General features: G+C 58.1%; 15 protein-coding genes. 5 read left to right on the forward strand and 10 right to left on the reverse strand.

Annotated elements, in window-relative coordinates; all coding sequences use genetic code 11:
- Positions 1-12: 12 nt before the first annotated feature.
- The gene (gene prmB, locus R5R33_RS04115) at positions 13-945 is read right to left on the reverse strand and encodes a 50S ribosomal protein L3 N(5)-glutamine methyltransferase (protein WP_318954778.1); all 933 of its coding nucleotides are present in this window, start codon (positions 943-945) and stop codon (positions 13-15) included.
- Between the two features lie 183 nt (positions 946-1128).
- Between prmB and folE the strand changes: the two genes are divergently transcribed.
- A complete protein-coding gene (gene folE, locus R5R33_RS04120) occupies positions 1129-1668 on the forward strand; it encodes a GTP cyclohydrolase I FolE (RefSeq protein WP_318954779.1) in 540 nt (179 codons plus the stop codon).
- Positions 1669-1684: 16 nt separating this feature from the next.
- Positions 1685-2038, forward strand: coding sequence for a 5-carboxymethyl-2-hydroxymuconate Delta-isomerase (locus tag R5R33_RS04125; RefSeq protein ID WP_318954780.1), 354 nt, complete (start codon positions 1685-1687; stop codon positions 2036-2038).
- An 11-nt stretch (positions 2039-2049) separates the two neighbouring features.
- On the opposite strand, the gene R5R33_RS04130 is transcribed toward R5R33_RS04125, so the two are convergent.
- From R5R33_RS04130 to R5R33_RS04165, 8 genes are all read right to left on the reverse strand, one after another.
- Entirely contained in the window at positions 2050-2913 is an 864-nt protein-coding gene (locus R5R33_RS04130; protein ID WP_318954781.1) for an alpha/beta fold hydrolase, read from the reverse strand.
- A 141-nt stretch (positions 2914-3054) separates the two neighbouring features.
- Positions 3055-3513 carry a phosphohistidine phosphatase SixA gene (gene sixA, locus R5R33_RS04135; RefSeq protein ID WP_318954782.1) on the reverse strand — a complete coding sequence of 153 codons (459 nt, stop codon included), beginning with the start codon at positions 3511-3513 and terminating at the stop codon, positions 3055-3057.
- 52 nt (positions 3514-3565) lie between these two features.
- Positions 3566-4099: a DUF4389 domain-containing protein gene (locus R5R33_RS04140; RefSeq protein ID WP_318954783.1), complete on the reverse strand. Its 534-nt coding sequence runs from the start codon at positions 4097-4099 to the stop codon at positions 3566-3568.
- A gap of 107 nt (positions 4100-4206) precedes the next feature.
- A complete protein-coding gene (locus R5R33_RS04145; RefSeq protein ID WP_318954784.1) occupies positions 4207-4485 on the reverse strand; it encodes a DUF4389 domain-containing protein in 279 nt (92 codons plus the stop codon).
- A 14-nt stretch (positions 4486-4499) separates the two neighbouring features.
- Positions 4500-5549, reverse strand: a complete 1050-nt coding sequence (locus R5R33_RS04150) for an NAD(P)H-dependent glycerol-3-phosphate dehydrogenase (protein ID WP_318954785.1) — start codon at positions 5547-5549, stop codon at positions 4500-4502.
- A 296-nt stretch (positions 5550-5845) separates the two neighbouring features.
- Complete coding sequence (htpG, locus tag R5R33_RS04155) at positions 5846-7762, reverse strand: molecular chaperone HtpG (protein WP_318954786.1); 1917 nt, start codon at positions 7760-7762, stop codon at positions 5846-5848.
- Positions 7763-7883: 121 nt separating this feature from the next.
- Positions 7884-9146, reverse strand: a complete 1263-nt coding sequence (locus tag R5R33_RS04160; RefSeq protein ID WP_318954787.1) for a serine hydrolase domain-containing protein — start codon at positions 9144-9146, stop codon at positions 7884-7886.
- Between the two features lie 418 nt (positions 9147-9564).
- The gene (locus R5R33_RS04165; RefSeq protein WP_318954788.1) at positions 9565-10167 is read right to left on the reverse strand and encodes a peroxiredoxin; all 603 of its coding nucleotides are present in this window, start codon (positions 10165-10167) and stop codon (positions 9565-9567) included.
- 371 nt (positions 10168-10538) lie between these two features.
- On the opposite strand from R5R33_RS04165, the gene R5R33_RS04170 reads away from it, so the two are divergent.
- The 3 genes from R5R33_RS04170 (at position 10539) to bfr (ending at position 13084) form a co-directional block, all read left to right on the forward strand.
- Positions 10539-10751 carry a bacterioferritin-associated ferredoxin gene (locus R5R33_RS04170; RefSeq protein ID WP_318954789.1) on the forward strand — a complete coding sequence of 71 codons (213 nt, stop codon included), beginning with the start codon at positions 10539-10541 and terminating at the stop codon, positions 10749-10751.
- Positions 10752-10981: 230 nt separating this feature from the next.
- Entirely contained in the window at positions 10982-12301 is a 1320-nt protein-coding gene (locus tag R5R33_RS04175) for a DUF2254 domain-containing protein (protein ID WP_318954790.1), read from the forward strand.
- Positions 12302-12601: 300 nt separating this feature from the next.
- Complete coding sequence (gene bfr, locus R5R33_RS04180; protein ID WP_318954791.1) at positions 12602-13084, forward strand: bacterioferritin; 483 nt, start codon at positions 12602-12604, stop codon at positions 13082-13084.
- Positions 13085-13187: 103 nt separating this feature from the next.
- Here bfr and grxD read toward each other — a convergent pair whose 3' ends face one another.
- Positions 13188-13520 carry a Grx4 family monothiol glutaredoxin gene (grxD, locus tag R5R33_RS04185; protein ID WP_105101507.1) on the reverse strand — a complete coding sequence of 111 codons (333 nt, stop codon included), beginning with the start codon at positions 13518-13520 and terminating at the stop codon, positions 13188-13190.
- Between the last annotated feature and the right edge of the window lie 176 nt (positions 13521-13696).

Here is a 13696-nt window from a genome sequence, read left to right on the forward strand (position 1 = left end):
CGGAGAGACAAACTAGCCGTTGGTGCCCACCTCAAACATCGGGCGATAGGCCAGCAGGTCTTCTCGGCTCAATATGAAAATCCCGTGTCCGCCGTCTTCGAGCTCGGGCCACAAAAATGGCACATTCGGAAACGCGGCCTCCAGGGCTTCCCAGCTATTACCCACTTCGCAAACCAGAATCCCCTCCGGTTGCAGATAGTCGGGAGCTTCCAGCAGCAGGCGGCGGGTGAAGTCGAGGCCGTCGTCTCCGGAACCGAGTGCCAACCCCGGCTCCGCGTGATATTCCGCCGGCATTTCCGCCAGATCCCGCGCATCCACATAGGGAGGGTTACTCACGATCAAGTCGTAGCTACAGCCTGCCAGCCCAGCAAACAGATCCGACTGCACCGCGCGCACCTGCTCATTCAGGTCGTGGCGATTGATATTGATCTGCGCCACTTCAATCGCATCCGCGGAGATATCGCTGACATCCACCCGCGCATCCATAAAGGTCTCTGCACAGGCAATGCCGATACAACCGCTGCCGCAGCAGAGATCCAGAATCGCCAGCGGCTCCTCGATTAGCCAGGGCTCGAAACGCTGGCGGATCAGCTCGCCGATGGGCGAGCGCGGTATCAACACCCGCTCGTCCACATAAAACGGCATATCGCAGAACCACGCCTCATGGGTGATATAGGGCGCAGGCAGGCGCTGGTTGATGCGCTTCTCCAGCACATCCATCACCTGGTTACGCTCGTCCATGGTCAGGCGCGCAGCGAGAATCTCCGGCTTGCTGTCCATCGGTAAATGCAGGGCGTGGGTGACCAGCAGGACAGCCTCATCCCAGGCGTTGTCGGTGCCGTGACCGAACCAGAGCTCGGATTCCGTGAAGCGGCTGGCACCCCAGCGGATGTAATCCAGAATCGACTGCAATTCCTGCAAATTGGACTCACGTTTCTCTATCATTGGCGAAATTCCTCAATTCCCTGCGCATTGGTTTTTGCTGCTTTACTACCGTTGCACAAAGGCTTAGGGTAGCGCACCCTCTGGAGCCCCCAGAATACGGCCACTCTTGTCACAACAGCCTGGCCACAAGCGGTGCCAAGCGCGCACCGATGTCGCTGCGGGCGAGACGCTGGAAGCATACTGATGAAAGAACACTACGCACACATCCTTGAAGCCATTGGCGAAGACCTGGAACGCCCGGGCCTGAAAGACACCCCGCTGCGCGCGGCCAAGGCCATGCAATACCTTACCCGCGGCTATCAGCAGACGGTGGAAGAAGTCGTGAACGAGGCGCTCTTCCCGTCCGACTGCAGCGAGATGGTACTGGTCAAAGATATCGAGCTCTACTCACTGTGCGAGCACCACCTGCTGCCGTTTATCGGCAAGGCCCACGTGGCCTACATTCCCGACGGCAAGGTGCTGGGGCTGTCGAAAGTGGCGCGCATTGTAGACATGTTTGCCCGTCGTTTGCAGATTCAGGAACAGCTTACGGTGGAAATCGCCGAGACCATCCAGCGCGTGACCGGTGCTGCGGGCGTGGGCGTGATCATTGAAGCGAAGCACATGTGCATGATGATGCGCGGAGTGGAAAAGCAGAACTCGGTGATGAAAACCTCCGCCATGCTCGGTTCCTTCCGCAGTCAGCAGGCCACCCGCAACGAGTTCCTGTCCCTGATCCGTTAACGAGGAGAGTCCGGCAATGCCTCATCTGGTGATCGAATATTCCCAACAACTGGAAGACACCATTTCCATTGCAACTCTGGTGAAAAATGGTCAGCAGGCCATGAACGGCACCGGGCTCTTCAATGCCAGCGCCATCAAGACCCGCGCGGTACCCTATCGGGATTTCGTGCTGGGCAATGACGAAGCTGGCAACAAGACGTTTATCCACGCGGAAGTGCGGATTCTCGAAGGCCGCACCACCGAACAGAAAGAAGCCCTGAGCGCGGCCATCTTCAACAGCCTGTGCGAATCCGCGCCGGAAGTACCGGAAATTTCCGTGGAAGTGCGGGATATGCAGAAGGCCAGCTACTCCAAGCGGGTCCCCTTCTAACCACCTCTCTCCTAGTCTTTCGCTTCTAGAAACGGCAGAAACCAGCGGGCAATCGCCTCGGCACTTTCCTCCATGTGCAGATGGTGCCCGCCGGGAAATTCCCGAATTTCCATATTGGGTACCAGTTCGGCAATGGGGCGGATACGCTCGATCATGCCCTGAATACCGTCTTTGCCCAGTGCCAGGAGAATCGGCATGGTGGCACGGGACAGAAACGCCATCACCTGCGCCTCGTTCAGCTTTGCCAGCGAGCTCGCCAGCAACTGCGGATCATTGCTCCAGGTATAGCCGCCTTCACAGGCACGCACGCCGCGCTCCACCAAAGCGCGCGCGGCACCGTCGCTCAGCTTGAACAACCCGTTCTTGCGCGCCGCGGTGGCCACATCCAGCGAATCGAATACCTTGCTGGAGCGGTTGCGGTAACGCGCGCGCTGCTCGATACCCTTGCGCAGGGTATCCGGAGCTTCTTCATCACTAGTAGGCGGCGGCACCAGACCGTCGATCAGAGCGAGGCGGTCAATGCGCTCGGGAAAGGTGGCCGCGGCGATGGTGCCGATAACCGCGCCGCGGGAGTGCGCCAGTACGGAGAAGTGCTGCCAGCCGAGGACATCCGCCATCCCCAGCACGTCCTCGATTTCCGTCCACACGGTGTAATTGGCATCGCGGTGACGGTGATAACTTTGCCCGTGTCCGGCCATATCCACCGCTACCAGGTTGAGACTCTGCAGATGGGGCGCCATGGCGTCGAAACTGGCGCAGTTGTCCAGCCAGCCGTGCAGCGCCAATACCGGCACGCCATCCGGATTACCCCACTGGCGCGCGGCGATGGTGTTGCCCTGGAGATCCAGGGTAATTTCTCGGGGGGACGGGCTCATGACAGCAACTTCCGGTGAATGAGCACATCATGCTGACAGCGCGCCGGCAGCGACTCAATGGCCACAAAGGTCAGACTCCATGGCCACTTTTTGCCACGGAACCAGCACTTGAGAAGCAAATCGTCTGGCCGTGCTTATGCACTACGGCTTGTGCTGCAGCCACTCGAGGTCCGCGCAGTCGCGGGCCCACACTTCGGCACTCAGGCAGGCAAGGCTCGACGTACCCATCGGGTGTTCATCACCGGTGCCACAAAGGCCGTTGACCAGGCTGCCCACCAGTGGCTGATGGCTGACCAACAGCAGTGGAAAAATATCTTCATCCGCCTCGGCCAACGCATTCAGCAGATCATCCACAGGGGTATCCCCGGTGAGCAACTCCTGGATTTCCACCTCGCGCTCGAAGGTTTCCGCCACGATCTTGGCAGTCTGACGGGTGCGCACAAAGGGGCTCGACCAAATGGTTTTCACCTGGGCCAGCTCCGAGGCGCGCTCCTTGCACACCGCAGCCACATCATCGCGCCCTTCATCGGTGAGTGCGCGGGTTTCATCGCTCTTACTGTACGGCTCGGCGCGGCCGTGACGCATGACAAGCAACAGCACTACGTTCTCCCGTCAAATCCTTGCAGCCAATCTGGTGAACACACACCCGGGTTTACTTGTCACCGGGGGACTTTTCGGCATCCGAGGGGGTGTCGCTGCCGAGCTCGATGACGGTTTCATCGTCCGCCTGGTCTTGCCCGGCATTCGCAGCCTTGGTTTCTGGTTTTTCTGCGGTTTTGGCGGTTGCCGTTTTGCTGTCCGCCTCGTCCACTTCCTCAAACTCGGCGATGACGTCTACATCGTCTTCACTGCCAATAATCTCGCCGTCGAATTCCTCGGCGCTTTCATAGGTGGAGAGGTCCTCTTCCTCGGACTCCGGCCACTCGGAAAACGGAAAGGGTTTCTCTTCCGTGTTGTAGATCAGGAACTGCAGGCTCTGGTAGATGTAGGTTGAAATCTGGTCGCCGAGGCGGCGCAGATTGTCATTGGCACCACCGGTAAAAATAGCGAACAGGAATTGCGCAATAACCACGGCCAGCATCACAAAGCCGGCCACTTCCAGCAGCACCGCAAACAGCACCATGTAAATCAAGCGCAGCCACTGGTTGGTCGAGGTCAGGTTTTTTTTCAGTTCTTCGTTGCTCATTGGGCGATCACCATTCCGTTGTTGGGCACCACTATCATTATTGACCGGCCGCCAGGGCCGGCGTCGGGGAAAACGCTGTCAGGAAAAAACTATAGTCCGGAATCGCTTCAGGACTGCGGCCACTCCGAGAAGGGAAAGGGCTTTTCTTCGGTGTTGTAAATCAGGAACTGCAGGGTCTGGTAAATATAAGATGCAATCTGATTGCCGAGCTGGCGCAGATTGTCGTTCGGGCCGCCAGTAATAATGGCGAAAAAAAACTGCAGCACGATGGTAGCCAGCATCACCACACCGGCCACTTCCAGCAGGATCGCAAACAGCACCATAAACACCAGCCGTAGCCAGTGCTCGGAAGAGGTCAGGTTGTGCTTGATCTGTTCGTTATTCATCTATTTTTCCATCTTCAGGGTTTGGCCGAATAGGCCACATCAAAGGTCTGCTCCCCGGACATCAGCTCGCGGATCACCGTGGGGATGGGGGTACCTTCAAATAATATGGCGTGAATGGCGGAAACCAAGGGCATGTAGACACCCAGTTCATCCGCCTTGGCCTTGATCAGGCGCACCGTGTTGACACCCTCCGCCACCTGGCCGATCTCGGTGAGCGCTTCGTCTAGCGTCCTGCCCTTGCCCACCAGGTAACCCACCCGGTAGTTGCGACTCAGGTCGGACGAGCAGGTGAGGATCAGGTCGCCGACACCGGCGAGGCCGATAAAGGTCATCGGGTCCGCACCCACCGCCTCGGCAAAGCGCATCATTTCCGCCAGCGCCCGGGTAATCAACAGGCTGGTGGTGTTCTGCCCGCGGCCCAGGGCTACGGCCATTCCGGTGACAATGGCATAGATGTTTTTCAGCGCGCCGGCGAGTTCCACCCCGAATACGTCATTGCTGGAATAGACCCGGAAGGTCTGGGAGTGCAGTACCTTCTGGATGGTGGTGCAGAGGGTTTCGTCCTCACTGGCAATCACCGTGGCGGTGTAGTGGCCGGCGACAATTTCCTTGGCGAAATTGGGGCCGCTCAGCACTCCCACGCGCATCCCCTCGGTTTCCTCCAGCAGGATATCGCTCATCAGGTCAAAGCTGTCGCGCTCGACGCCCTTGGTAAGGGAGATCAGCATGGTAGCGGGTGCCAGTATTGGCGCGGCGCGGTGAATCACCTCGCGGAAAGAGCTACTGGGAATGGCGACAAACACGATCTGGCAGCCGCACACCGCGGCCTCCAGGTCACTGGTGACCTTCAGGTCCGGGTGCAGGGCAACGCCCGGCAGGTAGTACTGGTTTTCCCGGTTGGCCATGCAGGCCTCGGCGCGCTCCGGGTCGCGCATCCACTGCCGGGTATCGTGGCCGTTGCCGGCGACAATATTGGCAATGGCGGTGCCGAAGCTGCCACCGCCGAGAATGGCAATGGAGTAACGGGATTCAGGGGCGTTTGAGGATACGTCTTTCTGAGTCATAACGCTCTGTGGCTTTTGCTGTGCAGCGGGGGATTATACGGAGCCTGGTGCCGGCACCCAACGACCGGTTAAAAAATTGGTCGCTTTTGCCAAGTTCACCCGAAGTTACCGCTGTTTTAACACCAATTCGTGCAAAAAACCGGCGAGAGGACCATTGAATAGCAAATCAGATAGCAACTATAGCGCAGCGCCAACGACTGTAGCGCAGTGGCGAGTGCGCGATGGACATCGGGAAATGAAAGGCGGGGGATATACCGGCCGGGCAGAGTACCCGGCCGGTTCGCAACGTCAGGAACTCAGCGGTTGAGCTCCAGCAGCAGCGTGTTCAGGCGGCGCACGTAGTCCGCCGGGTCTTCCAGCTGGTTGCCAGCGGCCAGGTTGGCCTGATCCATCAGGATATTGGTGAGATCCGCAAAGCGATCCTCATCCTGCTCCTGGTCAAGGCGCTGTACCAGCGGGTGACTGGGGTTCAGCTCGAAAATCGGCTTGGCATCCGGCAGCGCCTGTCCGGCCTGCTCCAGGATACGGCGCATCTGCATTCCCATATCGTTGTCGCTGGCCACCAGACACGCGGGGGAATCCACCAGGCGGGTGGTAGCGCGCACGTCTTCCACGCGGCTCTCCAGTACTTCCTTGACCCGCTCCACCAGCGCGCCGGCCTCTTTCTCGACCTTCTCGCGCTCGGCCTTGTCGTCGGCGTTTTCCGCGTCGCCCAGATCCAGTGCACCCTTGGCCACATCCTGGAACTGCTTGCCGTCAAACTCGCGCATGTGGCCAACGAACCACTCGTCCACCTGGTCGGTGAGTAGCAGCACCTCAATGCCTTTCTTGCGGAATACTTCCAGATAGGGCGAAGACTTGGCGGTGGCGAAGTTATCTGCACACACATAGTAGATGTGCTTCTGGCCGTCCTTCATGCGGCCCACATAGTCTTCCAGCGACTGGTCCTGCTTGGCGCTGTCGGTGTGGGTGGTGGAGAAGCGCAGCAGCTTGGCGATCTTGTCCTTGTTGGCAAAATCTTCCGCCGGCCCCTCTTTCATCACGGAACCGAACAGCTCCCAGAACTTCTGGTACTCGTCGCCGTCCTTGCTCGCCAGCTTGTCCAACATGTCCAGCACACGCTTGGTGAGCGCACTCTTGATGGCGTCGGTGTTCTGGTCTTTCTGCAGGATTTCGCGGGACACGTTCAGCGGCAGATCGTTGGAGTCCAGTACCCCTTTGACGAAGCGCAGGTACAGCGGCAGGAACTGCTCCGCGTCGTCCATGATGAAGGTGCGCTGCACATACAGCTTCAGGCCGCGGGCGGCATCGCGCTGATACAGGTCGAACGGCGCACGGGCGGGAATGTACAGCAGGCTGGTGTAATCCAGTTTGCCTTCCACACGGTTGTGACTCCAGGTGAGCGGATCGTCAAAATCGTGGGAGATGTGCTTGTAGAATTCCTTGTACTCCTCGGACTTCAGTTCGGAGCGCGGACGGGTCCACAGCGCCTGGGCGGCGTTGACCGCTTCAAATTCCGGCGCCTTGTCGTCTTTCTTGTCCGCATCATCCCCGAAGTTGTGCTCTTCTTTCAGCATCTCCACCGGGATGGCGATATGGTCGGAATACTTCTTGATGATGGTGCGCAGGCGCCAGCCGTCGGCGTACTCCTGGGCTTCATCCTTCAGGTGCAGCACCACGCGGGTACCGCGGTTCGGCCACTCCACATTTTCCACCGCGTACTCGGCCTCGCCGCTGCACTCCCAGTGTACGCCCTGGCTGGCGTCGACACCGGCGCGACGGGTGAACACGTCCACCTTGTCGGCGACGATAAATGCGGAGTAGAAGCCCACCCCGAACTGGCCGATCAGGTGCGCGTCCTTCTTCTGGTCGCCGGAGAGGTTCTGCATGAAATTTGCAGTGCCGGAACGGGCGATGGTGCCGAGGTTCTCGATCACCTCATCGCGGCTCATACCGATACCGTTGTCGGTAATACTGAGGGTGCGGGCATCCTTGTCGAACTCGATGCGGATGCGCAAATCCGGGTCTTCTTCCAGCAACTCGGGCTTGGAGAGCGCTTCAAAGCGCAGCTTGTCGGCGGCGTCGGATGCGTTGGAAACCAGCTCGCGCAGGAAAATCTCCTTGTTGGAGTAGAGCGAGTGGATCATCAGGTGCAGCAGCTGCTTGGCTTCGGTCTGGAAACCGTGGCGTTCTTTATGCGCCTCTACAGTCATGAGTCAGTTCTCCCCTAAATCAGATCAATCACAAGACAGGGGATATTGGGCCGACCGGCACCTTTTCAAGCGCCGGCCGGAGGGAGAGAGGGGGAAAATCGGGACGGGAGCGGAAATCCGGTTACTTTTTCGCGGTCGCAGAAGCCTGCACCAGCTTGCTGCGGCCGGTGATATCACCGATGAATTGGCCGGTAAGGTCGGCGATCACGCGGGATTCTGCGTTCATCAGAATCGCGATGCCCACCTTGCGTTTTTCCGAATAGGCCACCGCCGCGCGGAAGCCCGCCACCCAACCGCCGTGAAACACGATGCGATCGTCGCCCACGGTATACAGGCGCCAGCCGAGACCGTAACCAGCGTGGTCGATATAGTCACGCCAGACCCGGTGCTGCATATGGCGCCGGGTTTCTACCCGCTCGGTGGTGAGATCGGCGATCACATCCTTCGACAGCACCTCCGGGTAGTAGCCCATCTGCGCCTTAAGCCACTGGGCCATATCGCTGATACTGGCGTTGACACCCGCCGCCGGCGCCGCCAGGTAGTACTCCTTTTCTACCTTTACGGGGCGCCAGCCGCTGCCGGTCTGCACATGGGGCGCGGCACGGTTGCCCGTCGCCATAAAGGCCTCCCAACCAAGGGACGCATCTTCCATCTGCAGGGGAACAAAGAACCGGTCCTTGAGCTGGCGGCTATAGGGAACGCCGGTGGCTTTCTGGATCACGTCCTCAATCAGACTGAACAGCACATTCTGGTAGCCGTAGCATTTGCCCGGCTCACAGTTGGGGTCGATGGTGGCGAACATCGGCAGGATCTTGGACAGCGGCCGATTGTCCTCCAGATAGTTGTCGTAGGCGTTGGGAGTCAGCCCCGAGGAGTGGCTCAGCAGGTGCTGAACCTGCAGTTTCATGGACAGCGCCGGGGTCTTGAAGCTGAGCTCCGGTACGTAGCGCACCACCTTGTCGCCCCAGTTGAACTTGTGCTCGTGCTCGAGCACCGCGGCCATGCTGGCGGCAAAGGTTTTGGAGACTGACGCCAGGCGAAACACCGTGTGCCTGGTCACCGTTTCCTGCTTGCCCTTGACCCGGACACCGTAGGTGTCCATGGCCACCACCTGATCGTGATCGACGATCACATAGGCGGCGCCAGGAATACCGTGCTGCTGCAGCATCTCGCGGAAGTAGCGGTCGAACTCCTCGGCACTGGCCTCAACGCTCTTGCTGACCGATTTGCTACTTTCGCGCGCGGACTTGTCCCCGCGCGCAGCATCCGCTGCGGTCGCGGAATGCGCCACCAACAGCATGGACAGGAACGCCAGCGACGACAGCCGTTTGCCCACAGCTGCCTGAAATGCGCCTCGGATACGGTTGGAAATGCCCTGAATCACCTTGAATACACCATGTGTCTACTGCAGACCGCCGCGACAGCGCCAGACCCTGTATTCCGGGTTCACCCCGAGGGTTGGCGGATAACAGCTCTGCCGGGTGTTGTGGGAAAACCTGTATTAAGACTAGCAGCCCGCGCAATAATTCTCGGACCTTCCCGCTATCTTGCCTCAATCGGCCACTCGCGCAGCCGTCCCGCTAACCTGTGTCGCTCAGTGCGGGCATTGTAATAAAACTGGAACAAGCGCGCACATTAGCCGATTTTTCCCACGGCTTCATCCTGTCTGCGCGTCAGATTTTCAGGGGCCCAAATCAGAGCGCCAAAATGGCAGGCATAAAAAAACCGCCTCGCGGCGGTTTTTTTATAAGGGAGAACAATATTGCCTCCCTCAGTCAGAGCTTCGCAGCTCGCAGACAGCCTTACAGCTTGTCAGCGTTCTCGCTCAGGTAAGCAGCAACGCCCGCCGGAGAGGCGTTCATGCCTTTGTCGCCTTCCTGCCAGCCAGCCGGGCAAACTTCGCCGTGCTCCTGGTGGAACGCCAGCGCGTCAACCATGCGCAGCATCTCGTCAACGTTACGGCCCAGCGGCAGATCGTTAACTACCTGGTGACGAACAACGCCTTCCTCGTCGATCAGGAAGGAACCACGGAAAGCTACACCGCCTTCGGACTCAACGTCGTAGGCCTGGCAGATTTCGTGCTTCACGTCGGCAACCAGGGCGTATTTAACCGCGCCGATGCCGCCGTCGTTTACTGGGGTGTTACGCCAGGCGTTGTGGGAGAACTGGGAGTCGATGGAAACACCGATCACCTCAACACCACGCTTCTGGAACTCCGCATAGCGGTGATCGAAAGCGATCAGCTCGGACGGACATACAAAGGTGAAGTCCAGCGGATAGAAGAAGATAACCGCTTTTTTGCCTTTGATGGCGTCAGACAGAGTGAAAGTGTCAACGATCTCGCCGTTGCCCAGTACCGCAGCCGCAGTGAAATCCGGAGCGGGCTTGCCTACTAATACAGCCATGAGAACCTCCTCAGTGAGATGAGTGATTAAAGTTGTGGGAGTGCTCAATTTATAACCGGGAGCTATAAATTGATAAAAGATTGATAGTGGGCCGCTATCTTACACAGGGCTTTATGCCAGTCCCATTAAATTTTTATATAAATGCGATAGCTGGCGCCCCTCGCAATTTTGGCAAATTTTCCTCCGCACCCGGTCAAATTCCCGTCGACTTTCCGGTCAACACGAATGGCCACACCGTCCTACCGAACAGACATCCACCAACTAGAATACTTTCTGAACAACCGAACAATCTGATTGACACTTATTCTCATTACCAATAAGATCCCTGCTCCGTTCGATAAACGATCGTTTTTGCGCCAGGGTTTACCGCAATGTACGTATGTATCTGTAAAGGCATCACCGACAGCCAGATCAAAGAAGCCGTGTACGATGGCTCCACTTCGGTCAAAGCCCTGCGCCGTCATCTGGGCGTGTCCTCTCAGTGTGGCCGCTGTGCCGAGCTGACCCAGGAGATCATCGACGAGACCATGGCCGGTGGCGTAATGGCTTCCGCCAACAGCGCCCTCTTCTATTCCGCGAGCTAATTTCCTCGGCAACGCCCGAGGCGGGCCACTTCCGGCGCCCGCCACTACCAGCCCCTCAATACCAGCCCTTCCCTTCGCACTCTTTATATATCGTTTTTCATTGCCGCCCCGTCTGACAGCCACCCGCTGTCGCATTTTATCCCCACCTCTGCAGACCGCCCCCAGTGTCAGCTACTAGGCTTTTATGGGCCCTGATTCGTCTTTGCTTGAATGCCTGACTGCGGAGAGCCATGAAACAGCAGCTGCTGCACCTGTCGGAACGCCTGCGCGCCAGTTTCTGGCTGGTTCCGGCCGTGATGATGGCGTCCGCTATCCTGCTCGCCCACGGCTTGCTGTCCCTGGACCAGATGCTGGACATCAAACACCTGCCCGGCTTCCGCTGGCTGGAGCTTCGCGACCGCGAAAGCGCCCGCGCCCTGCTCTCGACCATTGCCGGCAGCACCATTACCGTTGCCGGCACCGTGTTCTCCATTACCACCGTCGCCCTGACCCTGGCCGCCAACCAGTTTGGGCCGCACCTGGTGCGCAACTTCATCCGCGATCGCGGCACCCAGATTTCCCTCGGTATTTTCCTCTCCACCTTTGTGTATGCGCTGATGGTGATGCGCGGTATCCAGGCCGGCAAAGGCAGTGGCGAGAACCAGAGTCTGGCGGTGAGCATGGCGATCCTGCTGGCACTTATTGCGATCGCCTACCTGATCTATTTCATTCACAACGTGGCGCAGTCGATTCAGGTCGACAACATCACCTTCAATATCAACAGGGAATTCCGCCAGGCGCTGGCACAGATCTACCCAACCGAAGAAAGTCGCGATCCGCGCAATACCCGCTCCGATCCGCGCGACCTCAACCTGGGTGACAACTGCCTGCATGTGCCGACTCAGCAGGGTGGCTATGTGCAATTGATTGACCGGGAAAAACTGCTGCGCTGGGCAGAGCGCAATAATTGCTGCGTCAAGCTCGAGTGCCACCCCGGGACTTACCTCAATCACTGGAGCTGTATGGCGCGAATTTTCGAACCGCCGCGGGAAAAGGACACCGAAGAGATCGCGGCAGCGATTCGCGGCGCCATTACCATCGGCTCGCAGCCCACCGCGGAGCAGGACATTATTTTTTCCATCCGCCAGCTGGCACAGATTGCGGTGCGCGCGCTCTCTCCCGGCGTCAACGATCCGTTTACCGCCTACTCCTGCATCGACCGTTTGATCGACGGTATCGGCGTGGTACTGCAGCGGCCGCCGTTGCCCAACTGTTTTCACGACGACAACCAGCGGCTGCGGCTGGTGACCACAGAACTCGATTTTGCCGATGTACTCGCAGCCGCACTGGATGAAATTCGCGAATATGGCCGCCAGAGTGCGGTGGTGATGCACCACCTGCTGGATGCGCTCTACGAACTCGCGGAAATATGCAACCGCGAGGCGGATAAACGCGCATTCAAACACTGCCTCGAGCGCCTCGCAGAAGACTGCGAAAATCAGATTGACGACAAATTCGATATCGCCGCCATAACGCGCAAAATTGCCGAAGTGCGCAACCGGCTCAGCTGAGACTGGCAGCCCCGGTTTTATGCACACACCACATGCATTCTTAACGGCAATTATTCTCATTGCATTTTTATGCCGTTTTCCCGTTAATTTTCGTGCTTTTTACCGGCGAGATTCCCGAACATCCGCGCTTGACTTGCGTTTTTGCGCGACGCAAACTCACTTCGCAAACCCGTAGCGGCCCTACAATTAGGGAGAACAAAGGGACGTCTTAAATTCGACAGGATTTATCCGAGACACCCGGCGCGTAATCCGGATCACAGTGATTAATAAAATGTCCCTTCAGGGCAAAAGGAGATAGCAATGAAAGGCGATCCCAAAGTCATCGAACATTTGAACAAGGCACTGGGCAATGAGCTGATTGCCATTAACCAGTACTTCCTGCACTCGCGCATGTTCAAAGACTGGGGCCTGAAGGAACTGGCGGACAAGGAATACCACGAATCCATCGACGAGATGAAACACGCCGACTGGCTGGTTGAGCGGATTCTGTTCCTTGAAGGCATTCCCAACCTGCAACACCTGGGCAAACTGCTGATCGGTGAAAACACCCAGGAAATGCTCAAGTGCGACCTGAAGCTGGAGCAAAAGGCCATTCCGGAACTGCGCGATGGCATCGCCTACTGTGAGTCCGTGCGCGACTACGGCAGCCGCGAATTGCTGCAGCGTATCCTCGACTCCGAGGAAGAACACGTCGACTGGCTGGAAACCCAGCTGGGCCTGATCGAAAAAGTGGGCATTCAGAATTACCTGCAGTCGCAGATGGAAAAAGCCTCCGAGGACTGATTCCACTGCAAACAGGCTGGATAAAAAATCCGGGCACAAAAAAACCGCGAACTTTCGCGGTTTTTTTGTGCCCCCGGAAACGAGTCCCGGGTAACAGTAACGATTACTCGCCCTGTTCTGCGCCCTTGGCCGCTTCTTCGATCAGGGTCTTCAGCTCGCCGTTCTCATACATTTCCATGATGATGTCGCAGCCGCCGATCAGCTCGCCCTTCACCCACAGCTGCGGGAAGGTCGGCCAGTTGGCGTACTTGGGCAGCTCCTGACGGATGTCCGGGTTAGCCAGGATATCCACATAGGCAAAACGCTGACCGCAGGCCATGATCGCCTGGGATGCGCGCATGGAGAATCCGCACTGGGGCGCGTTGGGGCTGCCTTTCATATAAAGCAGAATGTCGTTGTCGGCGATCTGCTGCTTGATGTTTTCCAGAGTATCCATAATGGAAGCTAACCTCGGGTTGGGAAATGTCCGACGCGGGCCGCACCCGGCGTCAATCCGTCGTGAAAGCGCGCATTGTACCTGATTCCTTTTTGCGCGCACGCACTGCTGGTTCCGCAGCGCGGCTGTGCTAGTATTGCCGGCTTTCCGGGGAAATTGCTGCCAGAGCATGCCTT

This window comes from Microbulbifer pacificus, assembly GCF_033723955.1.
In the GTDB taxonomy this organism is placed as follows: Bacteria; Pseudomonadota; Gammaproteobacteria; order Pseudomonadales; family Cellvibrionaceae; genus Microbulbifer; species Microbulbifer pacificus.

Coding starts and splice junctions, on each gene's coding strand:
- htpG (WP_318954786.1), bottom strand. CDS start 7,762: ATGACTGTAGAGGCGCATAAAGAACGCCACGGTTTCCAGACCGAAGCC.
- R5R33_RS04140 (WP_318954783.1), bottom strand. CDS start 4,099: ATGAGCAACGAAGAACTGAAAAAAAACCTGACCTCGACCAACCAGTGG.
- folE (WP_318954779.1), top strand. CDS start 1,129: ATGAAAGAACACTACGCACACATCCTTGAAGCCATTGGCGAAGACCTG.
- R5R33_RS04130 (WP_318954781.1), bottom strand. CDS start 2,913: ATGAGCCCGTCCCCCCGAGAAATTACCCTGGATCTCCAGGGCAACACC.
- bfr (WP_318954791.1), top strand. CDS start 12,602: ATGAAAGGCGATCCCAAAGTCATCGAACATTTGAACAAGGCACTGGGC.
- grxD (WP_105101507.1), bottom strand. CDS start 13,520: ATGGATACTCTGGAAAACATCAAGCAGCAGATCGCCGACAACGACATT.
- R5R33_RS04150 (WP_318954785.1), bottom strand. CDS start 5,549: ATGACTCAGAAAGACGTATCCTCAAACGCCCCTGAATCCCGTTACTCC.
- R5R33_RS04125 (WP_318954780.1), top strand. CDS start 1,685: ATGCCTCATCTGGTGATCGAATATTCCCAACAACTGGAAGACACCATT.
- R5R33_RS04170 (WP_318954789.1), top strand. CDS start 10,539: ATGTACGTATGTATCTGTAAAGGCATCACCGACAGCCAGATCAAAGAA.
- R5R33_RS04175 (WP_318954790.1), top strand. CDS start 10,982: ATGAAACAGCAGCTGCTGCACCTGTCGGAACGCCTGCGCGCCAGTTTC.
- prmB (WP_318954778.1), bottom strand. CDS start 945: ATGATAGAGAAACGTGAGTCCAATTTGCAGGAATTGCAGTCGATTCTG.
- R5R33_RS04165 (WP_318954788.1), bottom strand. CDS start 10,167: ATGGCTGTATTAGTAGGCAAGCCCGCTCCGGATTTCACTGCGGCTGCG.
- R5R33_RS04145 (WP_318954784.1), bottom strand. CDS start 4,485: ATGAATAACGAACAGATCAAGCACAACCTGACCTCTTCCGAGCACTGG.